At 68.8% G+C, this 15,225-nt stretch carries 14 protein-coding genes and 1 pseudogene; 5 read left to right on the top strand and 10 right to left on the bottom strand.

All coding sequences use genetic code 11. The annotated features are described in order from the left end of the window. The first annotated feature begins 425 nt into the window (after positions 1-425). A complete protein-coding gene (locus tag ABZ281_RS12460; RefSeq protein WP_356654739.1) occupies positions 426-2,882 on the top strand; it encodes a SpoIIE family protein phosphatase in 2,457 nt (818 codons plus the stop codon). A 66-nt stretch (positions 2,883-2,948) separates the two neighbouring features. Beyond that, positions 2,949-4,187, top strand: coding sequence for a SpoIIE family protein phosphatase (locus ABZ281_RS12455; protein ID WP_356654741.1), 1,239 nt, complete (start codon positions 2,949-2,951; stop codon positions 4,185-4,187). Here the strand turns inward: ABZ281_RS12455 and ABZ281_RS12450 are convergent, their stop codons facing one another. Beyond that, positions 4,188-4,643: an RpiB/LacA/LacB family sugar-phosphate isomerase gene (locus tag ABZ281_RS12450; RefSeq protein WP_356654737.1), complete on the bottom strand. Its 456-nt coding sequence runs from the start codon at positions 4,641-4,643 to the stop codon at positions 4,188-4,190. Positions 4,644-4,995: 352 nt separating this feature from the next. Here ABZ281_RS12450 and ABZ281_RS12445 point away from each other — a divergent pair, with 352 nt between their 5' ends. Beyond that, positions 4,996-5,712 carry a lysophospholipid acyltransferase family protein gene (locus tag ABZ281_RS12445; protein WP_356654735.1) on the top strand — a complete coding sequence of 239 codons (717 nt, stop codon included), beginning with the start codon at positions 4,996-4,998 and terminating at the stop codon, positions 5,710-5,712. A 59-nt stretch (positions 5,713-5,771) separates the two neighbouring features. Further along, positions 5,772-6,803, top strand: coding sequence for an NAD-dependent epimerase/dehydratase family protein (locus ABZ281_RS12440; RefSeq protein ID WP_356654733.1), 1,032 nt, complete (start codon positions 5,772-5,774; stop codon positions 6,801-6,803). Between the two features lie 56 nt (positions 6,804-6,859). Here ABZ281_RS12440 and ABZ281_RS12435 read toward each other — a convergent pair. Continuing rightward, positions 6,860-7,171: pseudogene (locus ABZ281_RS12435) on the bottom strand (alpha/beta hydrolase); the annotation flags it as partial. Beyond that, on the bottom strand, positions 7,165-9,828 hold the full coding sequence (locus tag ABZ281_RS12430; RefSeq protein WP_356654731.1) for a recombinase family protein: 2,664 nt from the start codon (positions 9,826-9,828) through the stop codon (positions 7,165-7,167). The pseudogene ABZ281_RS12435 and the gene ABZ281_RS12430, both read right to left, overlap by 7 nt. 116 nt (positions 9,829-9,944) lie before the next feature. On the opposite strand from ABZ281_RS12430, the gene ABZ281_RS12425 reads away from it, so the two are divergent. Next, a complete protein-coding gene (locus tag ABZ281_RS12425; RefSeq protein ID WP_356654729.1) occupies positions 9,945-10,145 on the top strand; it encodes a hypothetical protein in 201 nt (66 codons plus the stop codon). Here the strand turns inward: ABZ281_RS12425 and ABZ281_RS12420 are convergent. The 7 genes from ABZ281_RS12420 to ABZ281_RS12390 all read right to left on the bottom strand — a co-directional run bounded on the left by ABZ281_RS12420 (position 10,142) and on the right by ABZ281_RS12390 (position 14,964). Then, positions 10,142-10,291, bottom strand: coding sequence for a hypothetical protein (locus ABZ281_RS12420; RefSeq protein ID WP_356654727.1), 150 nt, complete (start codon positions 10,289-10,291; stop codon positions 10,142-10,144). The genes ABZ281_RS12425 and ABZ281_RS12420 overlap by 4 nt on opposite strands. Next, positions 10,288-11,760: a hypothetical protein gene (locus ABZ281_RS12415; RefSeq protein WP_356654725.1), complete on the bottom strand. Its 1,473-nt coding sequence runs from the start codon at positions 11,758-11,760 to the stop codon at positions 10,288-10,290. The genes ABZ281_RS12420 and ABZ281_RS12415 overlap by 4 nt, the downstream gene beginning before the upstream one ends. 11 nt (positions 11,761-11,771) lie before the next feature. Then, positions 11,772-12,269, bottom strand: a complete 498-nt coding sequence (locus ABZ281_RS12410) for a hypothetical protein (protein ID WP_356654723.1) — start codon at positions 12,267-12,269, stop codon at positions 11,772-11,774. Then, positions 12,254-13,228, bottom strand: a complete 975-nt coding sequence (locus tag ABZ281_RS12405; protein ID WP_356654721.1) for a hypothetical protein — start codon at positions 13,226-13,228, stop codon at positions 12,254-12,256. Before ABZ281_RS12405 ends, ABZ281_RS12410 begins: the two co-directional genes overlap by 16 nt. Before the next feature lie 175 nt (positions 13,229-13,403). Then, complete coding sequence (locus ABZ281_RS12400) at positions 13,404-13,781, bottom strand: hypothetical protein (RefSeq protein WP_356654719.1); 378 nt, start codon at positions 13,779-13,781, stop codon at positions 13,404-13,406. A 21-nt stretch (positions 13,782-13,802) separates the two neighbouring features. After that, positions 13,803-14,294, bottom strand: coding sequence for a hypothetical protein (locus ABZ281_RS12395; RefSeq protein ID WP_356654717.1), 492 nt, complete (start codon positions 14,292-14,294; stop codon positions 13,803-13,805). A 19-nt stretch (positions 14,295-14,313) separates the two neighbouring features. Continuing rightward, positions 14,314-14,964: a transglycosylase SLT domain-containing protein gene (locus ABZ281_RS12390; RefSeq protein ID WP_356654715.1), complete on the bottom strand. Its 651-nt coding sequence runs from the start codon at positions 14,962-14,964 to the stop codon at positions 14,314-14,316. Positions 14,965-15,225 lie beyond the last annotated feature (261 nt).

Raw genomic sequence — 15,225 nt, 5'->3', positions numbered from 1 at the left:
CCAGCCCCGGCCCGGCCCCTCCACGAGGGCGAGGACGAACAGGGCGCAAGGCGCCGGGAAGCCCTTGTAGCGGAGCTACCAGGGCTTTTCGGCAACGCGGCGAGGTGCGGTGCCAGACCACGTGACCCGGACGGGCATAGTGAAAGGACCCCTAAGAGCGCGGCCGGGTCACGGGGCAGGGGCTGGGGGGGCTCCACACGGGCCGGCCGCCCCTGTCCGCGTGCCCCTTCGGGGGGGGCCTGGACCAGGGAAGCACCCCGGGCCCGCCGAGTCTCCCCCCTCAACTTCTGGCTCGGAAACGGAACGGGTTCCTCAAGTGCTTCCCCTCGCCCCGACCGGCCCTGCACAAGCCGCCCCTCGGCGCCAGAAGGGTGAAGATTGGGGCAAGAGGTGGTAGACCACTCTCAGCGACAGAGAGGTCGACCGTGGGCGCAGACGAGGTGTACGGCGTAGCCCGGCAGCGGTTCGACGTGGCCGACGCGGCGCCCCTGTTGCTCGATTCACAGGGCGTGGTGACGGGCTGGACCAGCGGTGCGCGGCGCCTGTTGGCGTACCCGGCCTCCGAGGCGGTCGGCAGGAAGCTGACCGATCTACTGGCCGCCGAGGACGCCGAGCGCGTGCCGGACCTGTTCGAGCGGTGCCGCAGGGACGGCGGCTGGAGTGGCCTGCTGACGGCCCGCCGCCGGGACGGACAGCCGGTGAAGGTCGCGGCCCGGATCACCTCGGCAGAGGAGGCGCACGGCGGCTCGCGCTGGCTGATGCTCCTGTCGGAGCTGGCCGACGCCCCCGGCTGGGACATGAGCCGCACGGTCCTGGAGCAGATGGCGGTGGGCGCCCCGGTCGGTATCGCGATCGTGGACACGGACCTGCGCTTCGTGTGGTCGAACGCCGCCCTGGAGCAGTTCGGCGGCGGCCCGGCGGCCCGACGGCTCGGGCTGCGCTTCGCGGACGTCCAGCCGGGCATGGACGCCCAGGCGGTCGAGGCCCAGATGCGGCACGTGCTGGAGACCGGCGAGGCGGTGGTCGGCTACGAGCACGTGGGTCACGTGCGCTCGGCCCCGTTGCGCGAGACGGCGCACATGCTGTCGTTCACCCGGCTCGAGGACGACCGGGGCCATCCGATCGGCGTGTACTACACGGTCGTGGACATGACCGACAGGCACCGTGCGCGGCAGCGGCTGGCGCTGCTCGACCGGGCCGGCGAGAGCATCGGCCGCAGCCTGGACCTCACGCGCACCGCGCAGGAGCTCGCGGACCTGGCCGTGCCGGGGCTGGCCGACTTCGCCACCGTGGACCTGCTGGAGTCGGTGTTGCGGGGCGCCGAGCCGGCCCCCGGCCCGCTCGCGGACTCGGAGGAGCCGGTGGAGCTGCGCCGCGCCGGGTACCGGTCCGTGCAGGACCTCGCGGACGCCGTCATCGAGATCGGCGAGGTGGTGGCTTTCCGGGCCGGAACACCGCCCTTCCACTGTCTGGCCACGGGGCGGTCCTGGCGCGCGGAGCGGCTCGACCCGCTGACCCGGGACTGGACCACGGACACCCCGAGCGGCCGCCGGGCCACGTTCCGGGAGCTGGGTCTGCACAGTGTGATGACCGTGCCGATCCGTTCGCGCGGCACCACCCTGGGCATCACGACGTTCTACCGGCGCCAGGACCGGGAGTACTTCGACGAGGAGGACCTGCGGCTGGCGGAGGATATCGTCGCCCGCGCGGCCGTCTGCGTGGACAACGCCCGCCGCTACACCCGAGAGCGGGACGCCGCGCTCGTCCTGCAGCGCAGTCTGCTCCCCCACCGGCTGCCCGAGCAGGACGCCGTCGACGTGGCCGCGTGCTACCGGCCGGCCGACGAGCTGACCGGTCTCGGCGGCGACTGGTACGACCTCATCCCGTTGTCCGGGGCGCGTGTCGCGCTGGTCGTGGGCGAGGTGCCCGGGCACGGCATCGACGCCGCCGCGGCCATGGGGCAGCTGCGGACCGCCGTACGGACCCTGGCGGCTCTGGATCTGCCGCCCGAGGAGGTGCTGGCGCATCTCGACGACCTGGTGGCTCGGTCGGCGCGGGAGGAGGGTGCCGAGCCCGGGACGGTGGGCTCCGCGGGCACGCAGTGCGTGGGCTCGGGGTGCCTGTACGTCGTCTATGACCCGGTCGGCGGCGGGTGCTCGATGGCCGCGGCGGGGCATCCCGCCCCGGCCGTGGTGCTGCCCGACCGCTCGGTCGTGTTCGTCGATCTGCCACAGGGACCGCCGCTGGGCGTGGGCGGCCCGCCGTTCGAGGCGGTCGAGCTGCCCCTGGCGGAGGGCAGCACGCTCGCGCTGCACACCGACGGGCTGCTGGCCCGCGGCGAGACCTGGGCCGTCGACGCGGGCCGGGAGCGGCTGCGGCGGGCGCTGGAGCGGGCGGGCCCGCTCGAGTCGCACTGCCGGTCCGTGGTCGACGCGCTGGTGCCGGACCGCCCGTACGACGACGTGGCCCTGCTGATGGCCCGGACGAAACGTCTCGGCACCGGGCAGGTCGCGGCCTGGGAGCTGCCCTCGGACCCGGCCGTGGTCGCCGACGCCCGCCGCACGGCCACCCGGCAGCTGGCGCACTGGGGCCTGGAGGAGCTGGCCTTCACCACGGAGCTGGTGGTGAGCGAGCTGGTCACCAACGCCATCCGGTACGCCACCGGGTCCATCCGGCTCCGGTTGATCCGGGAGCGTGCCCTGGTCTGCGAGGTTCTCGACGGCGGCGCCACCGCGCCCCATCTGCGCCATCCCCGGACGACGGACGAGGGCGGGCGCGGGCTGCTGCTGGTCTCCCAGCTCACGCAGCGGTGGGGCACGCGGTTCGTCCCCGAGGGGAAGATCATCTGGGCCGAGCAGGCTTTGACGGACCTCCCGGAATGAAGTCGGTCGAGGTTCGCCCATACCGTGCGAAACTGGTGTGACCCCGGCGGCGGTGAGGCGGCGGCCATGGCGGAGACGGCGATCGACTACGGTGCGGTGTTCAAGGCCCTGCCCGGCATGGTGGCGCTCCTGACACCCGAGCTCGTGTACGCGGACGTCAACGAGGAGTTCGTCAGCGCCTCGGGCCGCTCGCGCGAGCAGCTCATCGGCAAGTACCTGTTCGACGTCTTCCCGGACAATCCGAACGACCCGGCCGCGACGGGCATGCGCAATCTGGAGGCCTCGCTGTACCGCGTCCTGGCCACCGGGGAGCGCGACACCATGGCCCTGCAGCGCTACGACGTCGAGGACCCGGAGCGGCCCGGCGAGTGGCAGAAGCGCTACTGGAGCCCGGTGAACGCGCCGTTGCTCGGCTCGGACGGCAAGGTCGTGCTGATCCTGCACCGGGTGGAGGAGGTCACGGAGCTGATCCGGGCCCGGGGCGACTCTCCGGGAAACCGGGGCAGCCGGGCCCAGGTGCTGGAGGCCGAGCTGTACACCCGCGCCCGTGAGCTGCAGGAGCTCAACGAGCGGCTGCGCCAGGCGCACTCCCGGGAGCGGGAGGTGGCGCTGGCCTTGCAGGAGGCGATGCTGCCCGCGCCCCGGCAGGCCGGCAACCACCCGGCCGCCGTCCGGTACCGGCCCGCCGTCGGGGCGCTCAACGTGTGCGGGGACTGGTACGACCTGGTCGACCTGGTGGGCGGCGACCGGATCGGCGTGGCCGTGGGCGACGTGGTCGGGCACGGGCTGGCGGCGGCCGGGGTGATGGGCCAGCTGCGCAGTGCGCTCAGCGCGGCCTCCCGGGTCGCCGCGGGGCCGGCCCAGGCCCTGGACGTGCTGGGGCGCTACGCCCACGTGATCGACGGGGCCGAGTCGACGACCGCCGTGACCACCTTCATCGACTGCGGCAGCCAGGTCATCACCTACAGCAGCGCCGGCCACCCCCCGCCCGTGCTCGTCCACACCGACGGGCGCACGGAGTTTCTCGACCAGGCCACGGACACGCCACTCGACGCCCGCCCGGACCCGATCCCGAGACCCCAGGCCGAGACCACGTTCACGCAGGGCGCCACGCTCGTGCTCTACACCGACGGCCTGATCGAGCGGCGCCACGAGGACATCGACAAGGGGCTGGAGCGGCTCGCCGACGCCCTGCGCGACCATCGGGCCCAGGACCCCGAGACCCTCGCCGACACCGTGCTGTCGGAGTTGCTGCCGCCCGGCGGCGCGACCGACGACACCGCACTGATCATCGTGCGCCTGTGACTACATGCGGGTCTTGCCGTGGTCGAGCAGCCGGACGCGGTCCACGTTCTGCCGGTCCTCGGCGTCCGCGCTGGGCTCGCCGGCGAACCACGCGTCGAGGATCTCCGCCAGCAGCGGCTCCGAGGTCAGCCGCAGGCTGAGCGCGAGCACGTTGGCGTCGTTCCAGCGGCGCGCCCCGTCGGCCGTGTAGGCGTCCGCGCACAGGGCGGCCCGCACGCCGGGCACCTTGTTCGCGGCGATCGAGGCGCCCGTGCCGGTCCAGCAGCACACCACCGCCTGGTCGGCGGTGCCGTCCGCGACCTCGCGGGCCGCGGCCTCGGAGCACACCGCCCACTGCGGGTCGCCGTCCGGGCGCAGCGCGCCGTGCGGGTGCACCTCGTGCCCCCGCTCGCGCAGGGCGGCCACGAGGGAGCGGGCGACGGGTTCGTCCATGTCCGAGGAAACAGAGATCCGCATGCCTGGCAGGCTACTCGCTGAAGCGGCCGGGCCACCGGCCCACAGCGGCCGTCCGCCCGCAAGGACCACCGGCCCGCCACGCACCCCCGCTATCGCGCCAGGCCACCCGTTCGGCTTGCCCGTCACCCTGGTGGCGCAGCACGCTGGTCTCGCGGCCCTCCCCAGTCGCATGAGCACCACCGGACACCCACACCTGACTGACCATCAGTCAATTGGCGAAGGATCTGTGCGGTCCGCCCGCACGAGGTGCCCGGTGACCGCGCCTGCACCTACACTGGCACCCCACGACATGCCGGTTGACCTGCTGGAACGCGGCGGTTGAGTCCGCCGCGGGAGTCGAGGAGCGCCCGCTTTGTTCTACTACCTGCTGAAATACGTACTGCTGGGCCCGCTGCTGAGACTGGTCTTCCGGCCTCGGATCGAGGGTCTGGAGCACGTCCCCTCGGAGGGCGCCGCCATCGTCGCCGGGAACCACCTGTCGTTCTCGGACCACTTCCTGATGCCCGCGATCCTCAAACGGCGCATCACCTTCCTCGCGAAGGCCGAGTACTTCACGGGCCCGGGCCTCAAGGGCCACCTGACGGCCTTCTTCTTCCGCAGCGCGGGGCAGATCCCGGTCGACCGCTCCGGCAAGGACGCGGGCCAGGCCGCGATCCGCGAGGGCCTCGGCGTGCTGAGCAAGGACGAGTTGCTCGGCATCTACCCCGAGGGCACCCGCTCGCACGACGGGCGGCTCTACAAGGGCAAGGTCGGCGTGGCGGTGATGGCCCTCAAGGCGGGCGTCCCGGTGATCCCCTGCGCGATGATCGGCACGTTCGAGGCCCAGCCGCCCGGCAAGGTCATCCCCCACATCCATCCCGTCGTGATCCGCTTCGGCAAGCCCCTGGACTTCTCCCGCTACGAGGGCATGGAGAACGAGAAGGCCATCCTGCGCGCCATCACCGATGAGATCATGTACGCCATCCTCTCGCTGTCGGAGCAGGAGTACGTCGACCGGTACGCGGCCGTGGCGAAGGCCGAGGAGGCCGCCGCCAAGGAGCGGAAGTTCCGGCGCATGCCCCTCAGTTGAGCTCTGCTGTCGGCAGAGGCAGGTTCCCCGGCCGGCCTCCGGCGATCTACGGTCGCGGCATGAGACGTGCTGTGGTGATCGGGGCGGGCGGACAGATCGGGAAGCCGGCGGTGGAGGCGCTGGCGCGGGACGGCTGGGAGGTGACGGCCGCCTCGCGCGGCGGCGGCCGGCACGAGAGCTGGCCCGAGGAGGTGCGGACACGGCGGCTGGACCGCGAGGACGACGCGGCGCTCGGCGCGCTGATCGGCGACGGCTGCGACCTCGTGGTCGACATGGTCGCCTACGAGGCCCGGCACGCACGGCAGTTGACGTGCCTGGCCGACCGGATCGGCGCGGCCGTGGTGGTGTCGTCCGTGTCGGTGTACGAGGACGGCAAGGGCCGCGGCTTCGACACCATGGGCGAGCCGGACGGGCTCCCGCACTATCCCGTACCGATCGCGGAGGACCAGGCGACGGTCCCGCCGGGGGGTTCCACGTACAGCACCCGCAAGGTGACCCTGGAGCGTGAACTTTGCGCGGCGGGCGACCGGTTGCCCACCACCGTGCTGCGCCCGGCCGCGGTCCACGGGCCGTACAGTCCGCTCCCCCGCGAGCTGTACTTCGTGAAACGCAACCTCGACGGCCGGCGCAGGCGGGTGCTCGCCTTCCGGGGCGAGAGCCTCTTCCACACCTCGGCGGCGCGCAACATCGCCGAACTGATCCGGCTGGCTGCGGCCCGGCCGGGCTCGCGGGTGCTCAACGCCTGCGATCCGCTGCCGCCGACCGTGTGGGAGATCGGGGCCGCCGTGGACGCGGTCATGGGGGTGGAGACGGAGACCGTCCCGCTGGACGGGCCGGCGCAGACGTCCGTGGGCAGTTCCCCCTGGTCGGCGGAGCTGCCGGTGGTGTGCGACATGTCGGCCGCGGAGCGGGAGCTGGGGTACCGGCCGGTCGTGTCCTACCCGGAGAGCCTGCCGGAGACGATCGAGTGGCTCATCAGCCGACTGTTCGAGCAGGACTGGCGAGAGGCGTTCCCCACCCTCGCCCGCGCCTACCCGGACCTCTTCGACTATGCGGCGGAAGACGCCTGGTTCGGGGCCCGGCCGGCATGAGGAAGGGGCGGCCGGTGTCCCGGCCGCCCCTCACCACCGTACGGAAACGGCTACGACTACGGCTTCGGTGTGGCGTGCGGCGCGCAGGTCACGTCCGCGCCGTCCAGCTTGCCGGTGAGCAGATAGCTGTCCACCCGGGGGTTGATGCACGGGTTGACCAGGCCGGTGACGCCGTGGGAGCCCGCGCCCTTCTCCGTGATCAGGCGGGAGCCCTTGAACCGCTGGTGCAGCTCCACGGCGCCCTCGTACGGGGTGGCCGCGTCCCGCTCGGACTGGACGATGAGCACACCGGGCAGGCCCTTGCCGGCCTTGACGTTCACCGGCGTCTGCTGCTTGGCCGGCCAGGTGGCGCACGGCAGGTTCATCCAGGGGTCAGTTCAGGGACCTCAGCGACCTGGCTTCTGCCCAACTCCGAGAACTTATAGAGCCTGGGGTCGATGTTCCCCATCACCTCGAACGGCGGCAGCGGCGGCTTACGCGGCGGAGAAGGCACCAGCAGCGGCTCAACGATGTCCTGCCAGGCTCCGTCCTTCCAGGCCCTCCAGCGGGCGCGCAGGGCCTCCTTCGGAGGGAAGTGCGCCGGCATCTCATCCCACGGGCAGCCGGTACGAGCCTTGTGCAACAGCCCCTCGACAAGCAGCCGTAGGTCGTGGCTGTTCTTCGTGGCGCGGAAAGTGATCCGCGGGCGGACTTCTTCCCAGAGTTCGTCCGTCATTTCCACGGGCAAGACGCCGCGCTCGTCGAACCACTTCTCGATATCGGCGCCCGGACCGAACCGGCCTTCCAGGGGAACCGGTCCCAGCAGCTTCACCTTGATGTCGGCCAGGTCCATGACTTCAGCCTTGTGGCGGTCCTGAAGTCCCTTCAGATTGAAGGTCGCGATCTCGACCAACTGCTCCAGTTCCTTGACACGTTCCGCCGTCTTCTTGGCGTCTTCGAGCATTTGCTTTGCATCGGACCGGAGATTGACCTTCTTGTCCTGGTCGGACTTCAAGGTGGCCATGGCCTTAGCGACCTGCTCGGGGTCCACGCCTGCCTTGGCGAAGCCAAGGAGCTGGTTGGTGCTCAGCGCGTCGAGTGCTGCGATTTCCTTGTCCAGCTCAGCGATTCGATCCTCGTAGACGTGGGTGTAGTCGGGGGCTTCTCCCTGCCACGTCTTCGCCAGTTCCCGGAGCTTGTCCTTGTTGCCAAAGAACTCGGCGAGACTGTCCCAGACGACCTTCTCCATGGCGACGGCATCAATGACACTGTCTCCGCAGCCGGCCCCTCCAGAGCACCGGTAGGTACGGCGGTCCTCGGCTTTCACCCAGACTCCGGTGTAGTGCGCTCCGCAGACGCCGATGATTCGGGTGCTGAGCGGATGGTGCTTGTACGGGCCTTCCAGGCGCCAGCCGTTTCGCTTCAGGGCCGCGCGGACGGAGTAGAGGCGTTCCAGGGGCAGCGCGAGCGGAGTGTCGATGACGATGGTGGGGCCGTGCTTCGGCTTGCCGTCGTCGCCGATGACGGTCTTGCGGCGGCGTCGCTTGTTGACGACCTCGTCGGTGTTGCGGAAGACAACGAAGCCGTCGAGAGCGGTGTTGTAGAACTTGTGGCGGAGGTTGTGTCCGGTCCAGTCGGCGCCGCTGCGGGTGTACCTGCCGGTGAGGTTGAGCATGTGGGCGGCGCGGTCGACGTTATAGCCGCCCTCGACGATGAGCTTGGCGGCCAGTTCGAGGACGGCGGCTTCCTCGGGACATACGGCGAGCTTGGAGTCACGGCTTCCCTTGTTCTCGATGCAGTAGCCGTAAGGGGGCGGGCCGCCAGTCCACCCGCCGGCAGCGGCCTTCATGTTGAGGCCGTTCTGCGTGCGCTCCAGAATGGTGCGCCACTCCATCTCGGAGAAGGAAGCGAGGTTCTGGAGGGCGACGGTGCCGTGGGTGGTGGTGGTGTCGATCTCCTGGGTGACGGAGATGATGGAGACGCCGGAGTCTTCGAGGGCCCAGACCCAGTACCAGAAGGCTCGGCCGGTGCGTCCGACTCGGTCGAACTTGTGGACGGCGACGACATCGATCTTCTTGTCGCGGACGTCTCGTTCGAGGCGCATGATTTCGGGTCGGGACTGCTTGGCACCGGACTCGCCTGCGTCCTCGTAGACGTCCACGACTTCCCAGATGGTCTCGGGGTCGAGGATCTTCTTCTTGTTGAGGAAGTCCTGGATGCCCGCGAGCTGGACGTCGAGGCCGTAGCCGAGGATCTGATCCTTGGTGGATACGCGCAGGTAGATGCCGACGCGCTTGACCTTGAGTGTGGCCCTTGCTGCCGAGTCGAAGGTGCGGGGTATGGACGGCGGCTTCAGAGAAACCGGTACCGTGGTGGTCAAGATTGGTCTCCTCGCAGACTGATCGAGCCCTGGCGGTGTACGTGGCCCGTTCGCCGCCAGGGCATCTTTGTGATCAGTCGCAGTATATGAGGCCAACCGCCCTATGTTCGGGGCGTTTTGCCTGGTCGTCAGGCCGCACGCTTTTCCTGCTCGTCCTCGTCGTGCTGGGTGAAGAGGATGGCGAGGAGGCGGTTGAATCGGTCGTCGGGCATCTTCTCGTTGGTGTAGCGGAAGGTGACCTGGGCCGGCGTCTGCCGCGGCTTGAGGGGGACGACGTCCGCAAGCTGCTCGTTGATCGGATGCTCCTTGATCGTGCGGCTGTGGGGCGGAGCCGCCGGCTGGGCATGCCGGCCAAGGGTTGGGCGGGCGACCCAACTTGTTGCTCAACTTGTGCCACAACTTATTCCACAAGCTCCGCTCGGTCAACCGTGCGGCCAGAAGCCCCGACCGTGGCGGCGGGGGACCTCGGCTGCTCCCTGTACGATGGTTGTCACAGCGCGACACCGTAAAAGGAGACGCGCCTACATGGTCAGTTCGGGTAGCGATGGATGCCCGAAGGGCCGGTGGTACGGGAGTTGGCGGTTCCCGTACGTACGCCACTGGCGAGGCCCCAGGGCCCCCAGGAAGTGGAAGGCGCCACTGCAAGACCCAGAGGTCCTCGCCCATTGGCTAGCAACCTCAACCGAAGTGATCCGTGTAAGACGGGTGGCTCGGTTGAGACTGCTGCCCTTCGGGGACTTCTCGGCCGACCCCCGCTCTATCAAGAAGGGGCAGGAGCGGCCGTGAACCAGAGGTCGAGCCGTCGAGAGAAGATTCTCACCATCATCATTCTGATCCTCGGATGCATAGTCCTGGCGGCGTTCGCCGGACTGATCGGGGACGCATACGGGCGTGATCCCGTGGACTGGGCCAGTTGGACGTTCGGCACCGCCGCGTCTCTCGGGGTCGTGATCTGCTTCGGCTTCTGGCAGATGGAGCCCTAGCCGATCTCGACGGTGCCGTCGCCTTCGCAGATGATGCACGCGTCCATGTCGGGCCAGCGCCCCTTGCAGCGCGGGCAGGGGCGCTCGGTCGTACGACCGTGGTTGCTGGTGTCATCCATGTCTGTCCAGTTACTCGTGTTGTTCATGCGGCCTTGTCCTCGATGACCTCGGCGTCAACGAACCCCGTCTCGATGGCGGCCCGTTCGACGGTCACGGGCTCGGGGAGGGAGCGGGCCTGCTCGCCCTCGTCGCGGCCGAACAGCCGGCTGATGAGGCCGGTCTCGGCAGCGCCCTTCTGAGTCGCGGTGATCTTCACGGAGAAGGAGTTCTCCTCCATGTCCTCGACCGTCTTGAGCATTTTGTTGAAGCGGTCGAGTTCGCCGGAGAGCACGGGGTTGGTGATGCCGCCCTCCAGTTCCTCGGCAAATCGCAGGCTGAAGACGCGGCCGGCCTGCATTTCCAGCAGGGCGGCGGCGACGTCGGCTCGCTGGTCCTTGGTGCGGATCTCGACTGGGAGGCTGAAGGCGCAGGTCGATCCGGGCTTCACGGCGGGGCAACTGCTGGAGAGGTAGCAGCGGTCGCAGGTGCGGACGCCGGGGTCGACGGTCTTGAGGACGGGCCGGCCGACGGTACCGTCCTCGGCGGTTTCCTGGACCAGCGCGAGGCCGGGGAACGGCTGCTTCTCGCGGGGCGTGGCGGTGGCTGGAGTTACTCCTGCGTGCCGCGTCTTCTCGGGCAGTCGATCAACTGCTTCGGGGGTCGGATCCGTGTTTTCGCCTGTGGGCGTTCTCGCGGGGGCAGTTACTCCTGTGCCGTTGATGTGGTCGCTGAATCGCCTCCAGGACCAGATGGAGAGCCGCAGGACCTCGGTGGCGTCGTCGGCGATGACGGCATCGGCGTCGAAGCCGGCGTCGGCGATGGCGTGCTTGTGCCGGGCGCGAGACATGTCCTTGTATCGGCGCGGGTAGCGGTGCAACTCCTTGCCAGCCCAGACGATGGTGTCGCCGAACTGGCTCGGGGAGATCCACGAGGTGGAAGTGGCGCCGTACCAGAGGCCGTGCTCCAGGGCCGCCGTCTTGGTCATGCCGAGTCCGAAGAGCTTGGTGTCGGTGGTCTTGGCGAGATGGGGCAGCAGGTGCGCGATGTCCTGGCGGTCGACGCCGGCCTGGGTGATGCCGACGTGGGGCCAGTCGTGGCAGAGCTGCTCCAGGGCGCCTCGGCCGGTCTCGGGGCGCCAGACGACGATGGCCTTGTCCCGGTCGAGGCGCTCGCGCTGCTGGGCGATCCACTCGTCGCCGAGCTGTTGGGCGTCGAACTCAACGTAGTACGTCAGGCGTTCCTGGTTGGGGGCGATGAAGGCGTCGTAGTAGTGCTCGGCGATGTCCTTCAGCTCGGCGTCGGAGATGTCGTTGTTCGGCTTGCTGTTGATGGAGTGGCAGCCGGAGTCGACGAGGATTTCCGCCTCGTCCCCGAACTTCTCGTCGAGGGCGTAGGGCTTGGTGAACTTGGTGCGCCTGCGCAGGCCCCAATAGGACAGGGCTACGGTGGTGTGGCCCTCCTGGGCGAGCAGGCTGCGGTAGGCCGGGATCTCGGTACCGGCCAGGTAGAGCTTCACAGGGGTGTCTCCTACAGGGGGCCGGCTGTGCGCCTGGCGTCCTGGGTGTAGTGCTCGTCCTGTGCCTCGATTTCGGCGACGAGGTCGTTCCAGGGACGGGGCTCGCCGTTCCAGTCGGGCTTCCACTGCGGGCGGCTGTAGCGCGGGTGTGTGAACAGGACAGTGGTGTAGCCGGCGGCGAGTAGATCCGAGGCGACGGCGGGGTCGCCGACGACGACTAGGTCGACGTGCAGGTCCGGGCGCAGTGATTTCAGTCCGCCGATGAGGCCATAGCGGTCGCTGGTGCGGGGTTTGATCACGCGGATGTGCTTGGTGAAGCCGTTGCGCTTGAGCCAGTTCTCCGCGAGCGGCCGGGAGGAGTTGAAGGTGTCGGGTTCGTCGACTAGGTGCACGACGTGGGTCTCGGCAAGGCCGTGGTAGAGGAGCTGCCCGGCGGGAATGACGGCGTCGCCGTTGGAGCGCTTGAGGACACCGTCGATGGAGATGACGACGTTCACCGCGTCCGCCATAGGGCTGCGTTGCGGAGGGCGACCTGGGCGTCGCTGATGGGGTTGCCCCAGGCGTCGGTCTCTATCTGCTGGCGGGTGGCGACTTGGACGTCCTTGATGGAGCGGAGCATCTCGACGGCCCCGGACTCCTTGCCGGCCTGCCAGCGGTAGTTGGCGAAGTCGCTGTAGCCGGAGCCGCAGGGGCCGAATGCGGCGCGGCGGCCCAGGTGGATGTCGTCGAAGAGTTGGGCGGCCTGGGCGACGACGGTGCTGAGTTGGGAGCCGGCGGTGACCCAGTGGCCGCTGCCGCGGGGCGAGAGGCGCATTTCCTCGGCGAGGGCGTTGTAGGCGGTGACGAGGCGGTGGGCCTCGTCGGTGTCGCGGGCGGCGGCGTCCTTGTACTCCTGCGGGTAGAGATCACGGGGGTTGGCCGGCAGTTCGGGCGGGCGGACGGTCCATTCGTCCTTGGTGAGGGAGTAGGCCGCGTACGGGTGGATGTTGCGGATGTCGCGGCTGTTGGGGTTGACGTAGTAGGTGACCTCGAAGACGCGGTCGCCTATTCGCGTGGTCGCGGTGTCGGGCCAGAGTTCTGCCTTGAGTTCCTCGTCGAACAGGTCGGCGATTTCCTGGCTGGTCATTCCCGCGTATTCGGGGTTGTACCAGCCGAAGGAAGAGAAGTCGACACCGATGAGTACGTCGAGGTCCCCGTTTCCGCGGTCGGCGGCCCACTGGTAGCTGATGCCGGAGCCGGCGAGCCACACGTCACTCCACTGACCTGGGGCGTTGTAGCGGGTGTCCCAGAACTTGTAGAGGGTGCCGAGGAGCCATGAACGGACGTCGGGGATGAGGCGGTCGCCGTTGAAAAGGTTCGGGTCAAGGTGGTCAGCCGGGCTTGAGAAATAGCCTGAGGCGCCGATGGCGGCCTCCCTGATGGGCTGAGCGTTTTCCCCGAGACGACTGTAGAAAGTGTTCGTCTCCATATCCCGCACTTTACCGGCGATACCGAGAATTCAAAGGGGCTGGGTTCCGCCCCCAGGAAAAGGCGAAGGCCCCCCTTTGTGTGGAGATTGGTGGTCTCCGGGGGGCCTTCCCTTGAGAGGAGAGAGCATTCCTCCGAGGAAGAAGGCTCAACTCGTGTCCGAGCTTACCGCAAGGTCACAGGTTGAGGCTGCTGACCAGGGCCTGGGTTCGCTGCTGCTCGACCAGGGCCGACGTCATCTGCATCATCTGCTGGCCGGTGATGCTGGCGGTCTTGATCGCGATGGCGTCGTCGACCAGGACGTGGCCGGCGCGCTGGAAGTCGTCGAGGTTGGCCGGCCGCTTGGCGCGAATCTTGGTGTTGATGTTGGGCTCGGCGAGGACCTGGCCGTCGGGGGTGATGACGACGAGGAATGCGGTCTCGGCTCGCGTGCCCGTCTCCTCGGTGATTCCCGCCTCCTCCCCCATCTTGCGGAGCCTCTCGCGCTGGTCGTCGGTCAGCTCCTCGACGGTGTCGGCGGCGGTGTCGGCGAGGGTGGACAGGTCAATGGTCATTGTGGTGCTCCTGGTAGTGGATTAGGCGGTCTTGTCGTAGGCGGCCCGGCGCACGGCGTTGGCGACCGGGCAGAAGTGGCAGAGGTAGATGTCCTTGGAGCTGCGGTACTTGGGCAGGCCGGCCGCCTTGCGTTCGGCTGCGGTGTCCGGGGTCAGCCGCTTCTTGTCGGTGCACCAGTCGGAGCAGGTGAGGGACCGGTTGTGCTGCTGCCAGCACGTCATGGCGTCTTCCTGGAAGGTGGCCTTGGCGGTGTAGAAGGCCGGGTCCAGGCCGGTGTGACCGGTCTGCTCGCGGATGCGCTTGATGATCTCCTCGCGGGTGCTGGGGCTGTCCCAGTGCCGCTTCTCGACCTTCAGCATCGGGTGGGCGATGTGTGCGCTGCCGTCTGGGTTGCGGTGCCTCTTGACCAGGGTGTCGAGGAGGAAGTCCTGGCGGGGGTCGCCCTCGTAGTCGGGCAGCTCCTCCATGGAACCGCAGTCCTTGCACAGCAAGAGGCGGATGTTCTCGGCCATATGGTGTGGTGTTCCTTGCTCAGTACCAGTGGTTGGATTGCCAAAAGTCCCAGGCGCCGCATGGGCTGCCGTAGCGGGAATCCATGTAGGAGAGGCCCCAGCGGACTTGGGTGACGCCGTTGGTCCGCCAGTCGGCGCCTGCCGAGGCGTACTTCGAGGGGGGAAGCGCCTGTGCAATTCCGTAGGCCCCGGAAGCGGGGTTCGTGGCGTAAGGATTCCAGCGGCTTTCCGCAGTGAAGACGGCGTCAGCACAGGCGAATTGAGCTGCGCTGAGGATGGACCTCACATACTCCTTGGGCGAGACGTAGGCCGGCTTGGGGGTGGCCGTGGGCTGTCTACTGCTGCGGGAGGCTTGCGGTGCGGTGGTCCGGGTGGCCGTGGCCCTCGGTGTCTTGCTGACCTTTGGCTTCTTGGCCAGCTTGGGCGGCGCGGTCTTCTTGACCTGCGGGGCTGGGCCACGTGAGCCAAGCCCGCAGCCCAGCCCTTGCGAGGGTTCACGCCGTTGGCGGCATCCTCGCCGACGGCGCACCCTTGCGACGGCGAACGGCACGGTCACCAACAACACCAGCAGCAACGCCGCGCTGCCGAGCCCTGCCTGCCAGGGAGAACCGCTGGGCGCACTCCCGCCCAAGGAAACGGCCAGCCTGGCCTTCGCCAGCGTCGTCTTCACTGCGCCGCAACCTGCCACGGGTGCCCCGCGGCCGCTTCAGTTCACAGTGAAGTAGCTGTCCGCCTGTGCTGCCGTCACGGCCGGCGTCCTGCCGGTCATCGCTTGATCATGGATCTCACTCGACGGGATTGGCGGGTAGCAATGGCCGGGAGAAGAACCCTGACCTGGGGAAGTCAAGCGGTCATCTCTAAGCCAGGGTGGTCTGGTCACCCAATCGTAAATTTACAACATAAAAAACCAATCACAAAAAAACCACAAATT

Source organism: Streptomyces sp. NPDC006265 (genome assembly GCF_040613555.1).
Taxonomy (GTDB): domain Bacteria; phylum Actinomycetota; class Actinomycetes; order Streptomycetales; family Streptomycetaceae; genus Streptomyces.
Note: the sequence above shows the minus strand (reverse complement) of the source record. Positions and strands in the feature narration are given on the sequence as shown.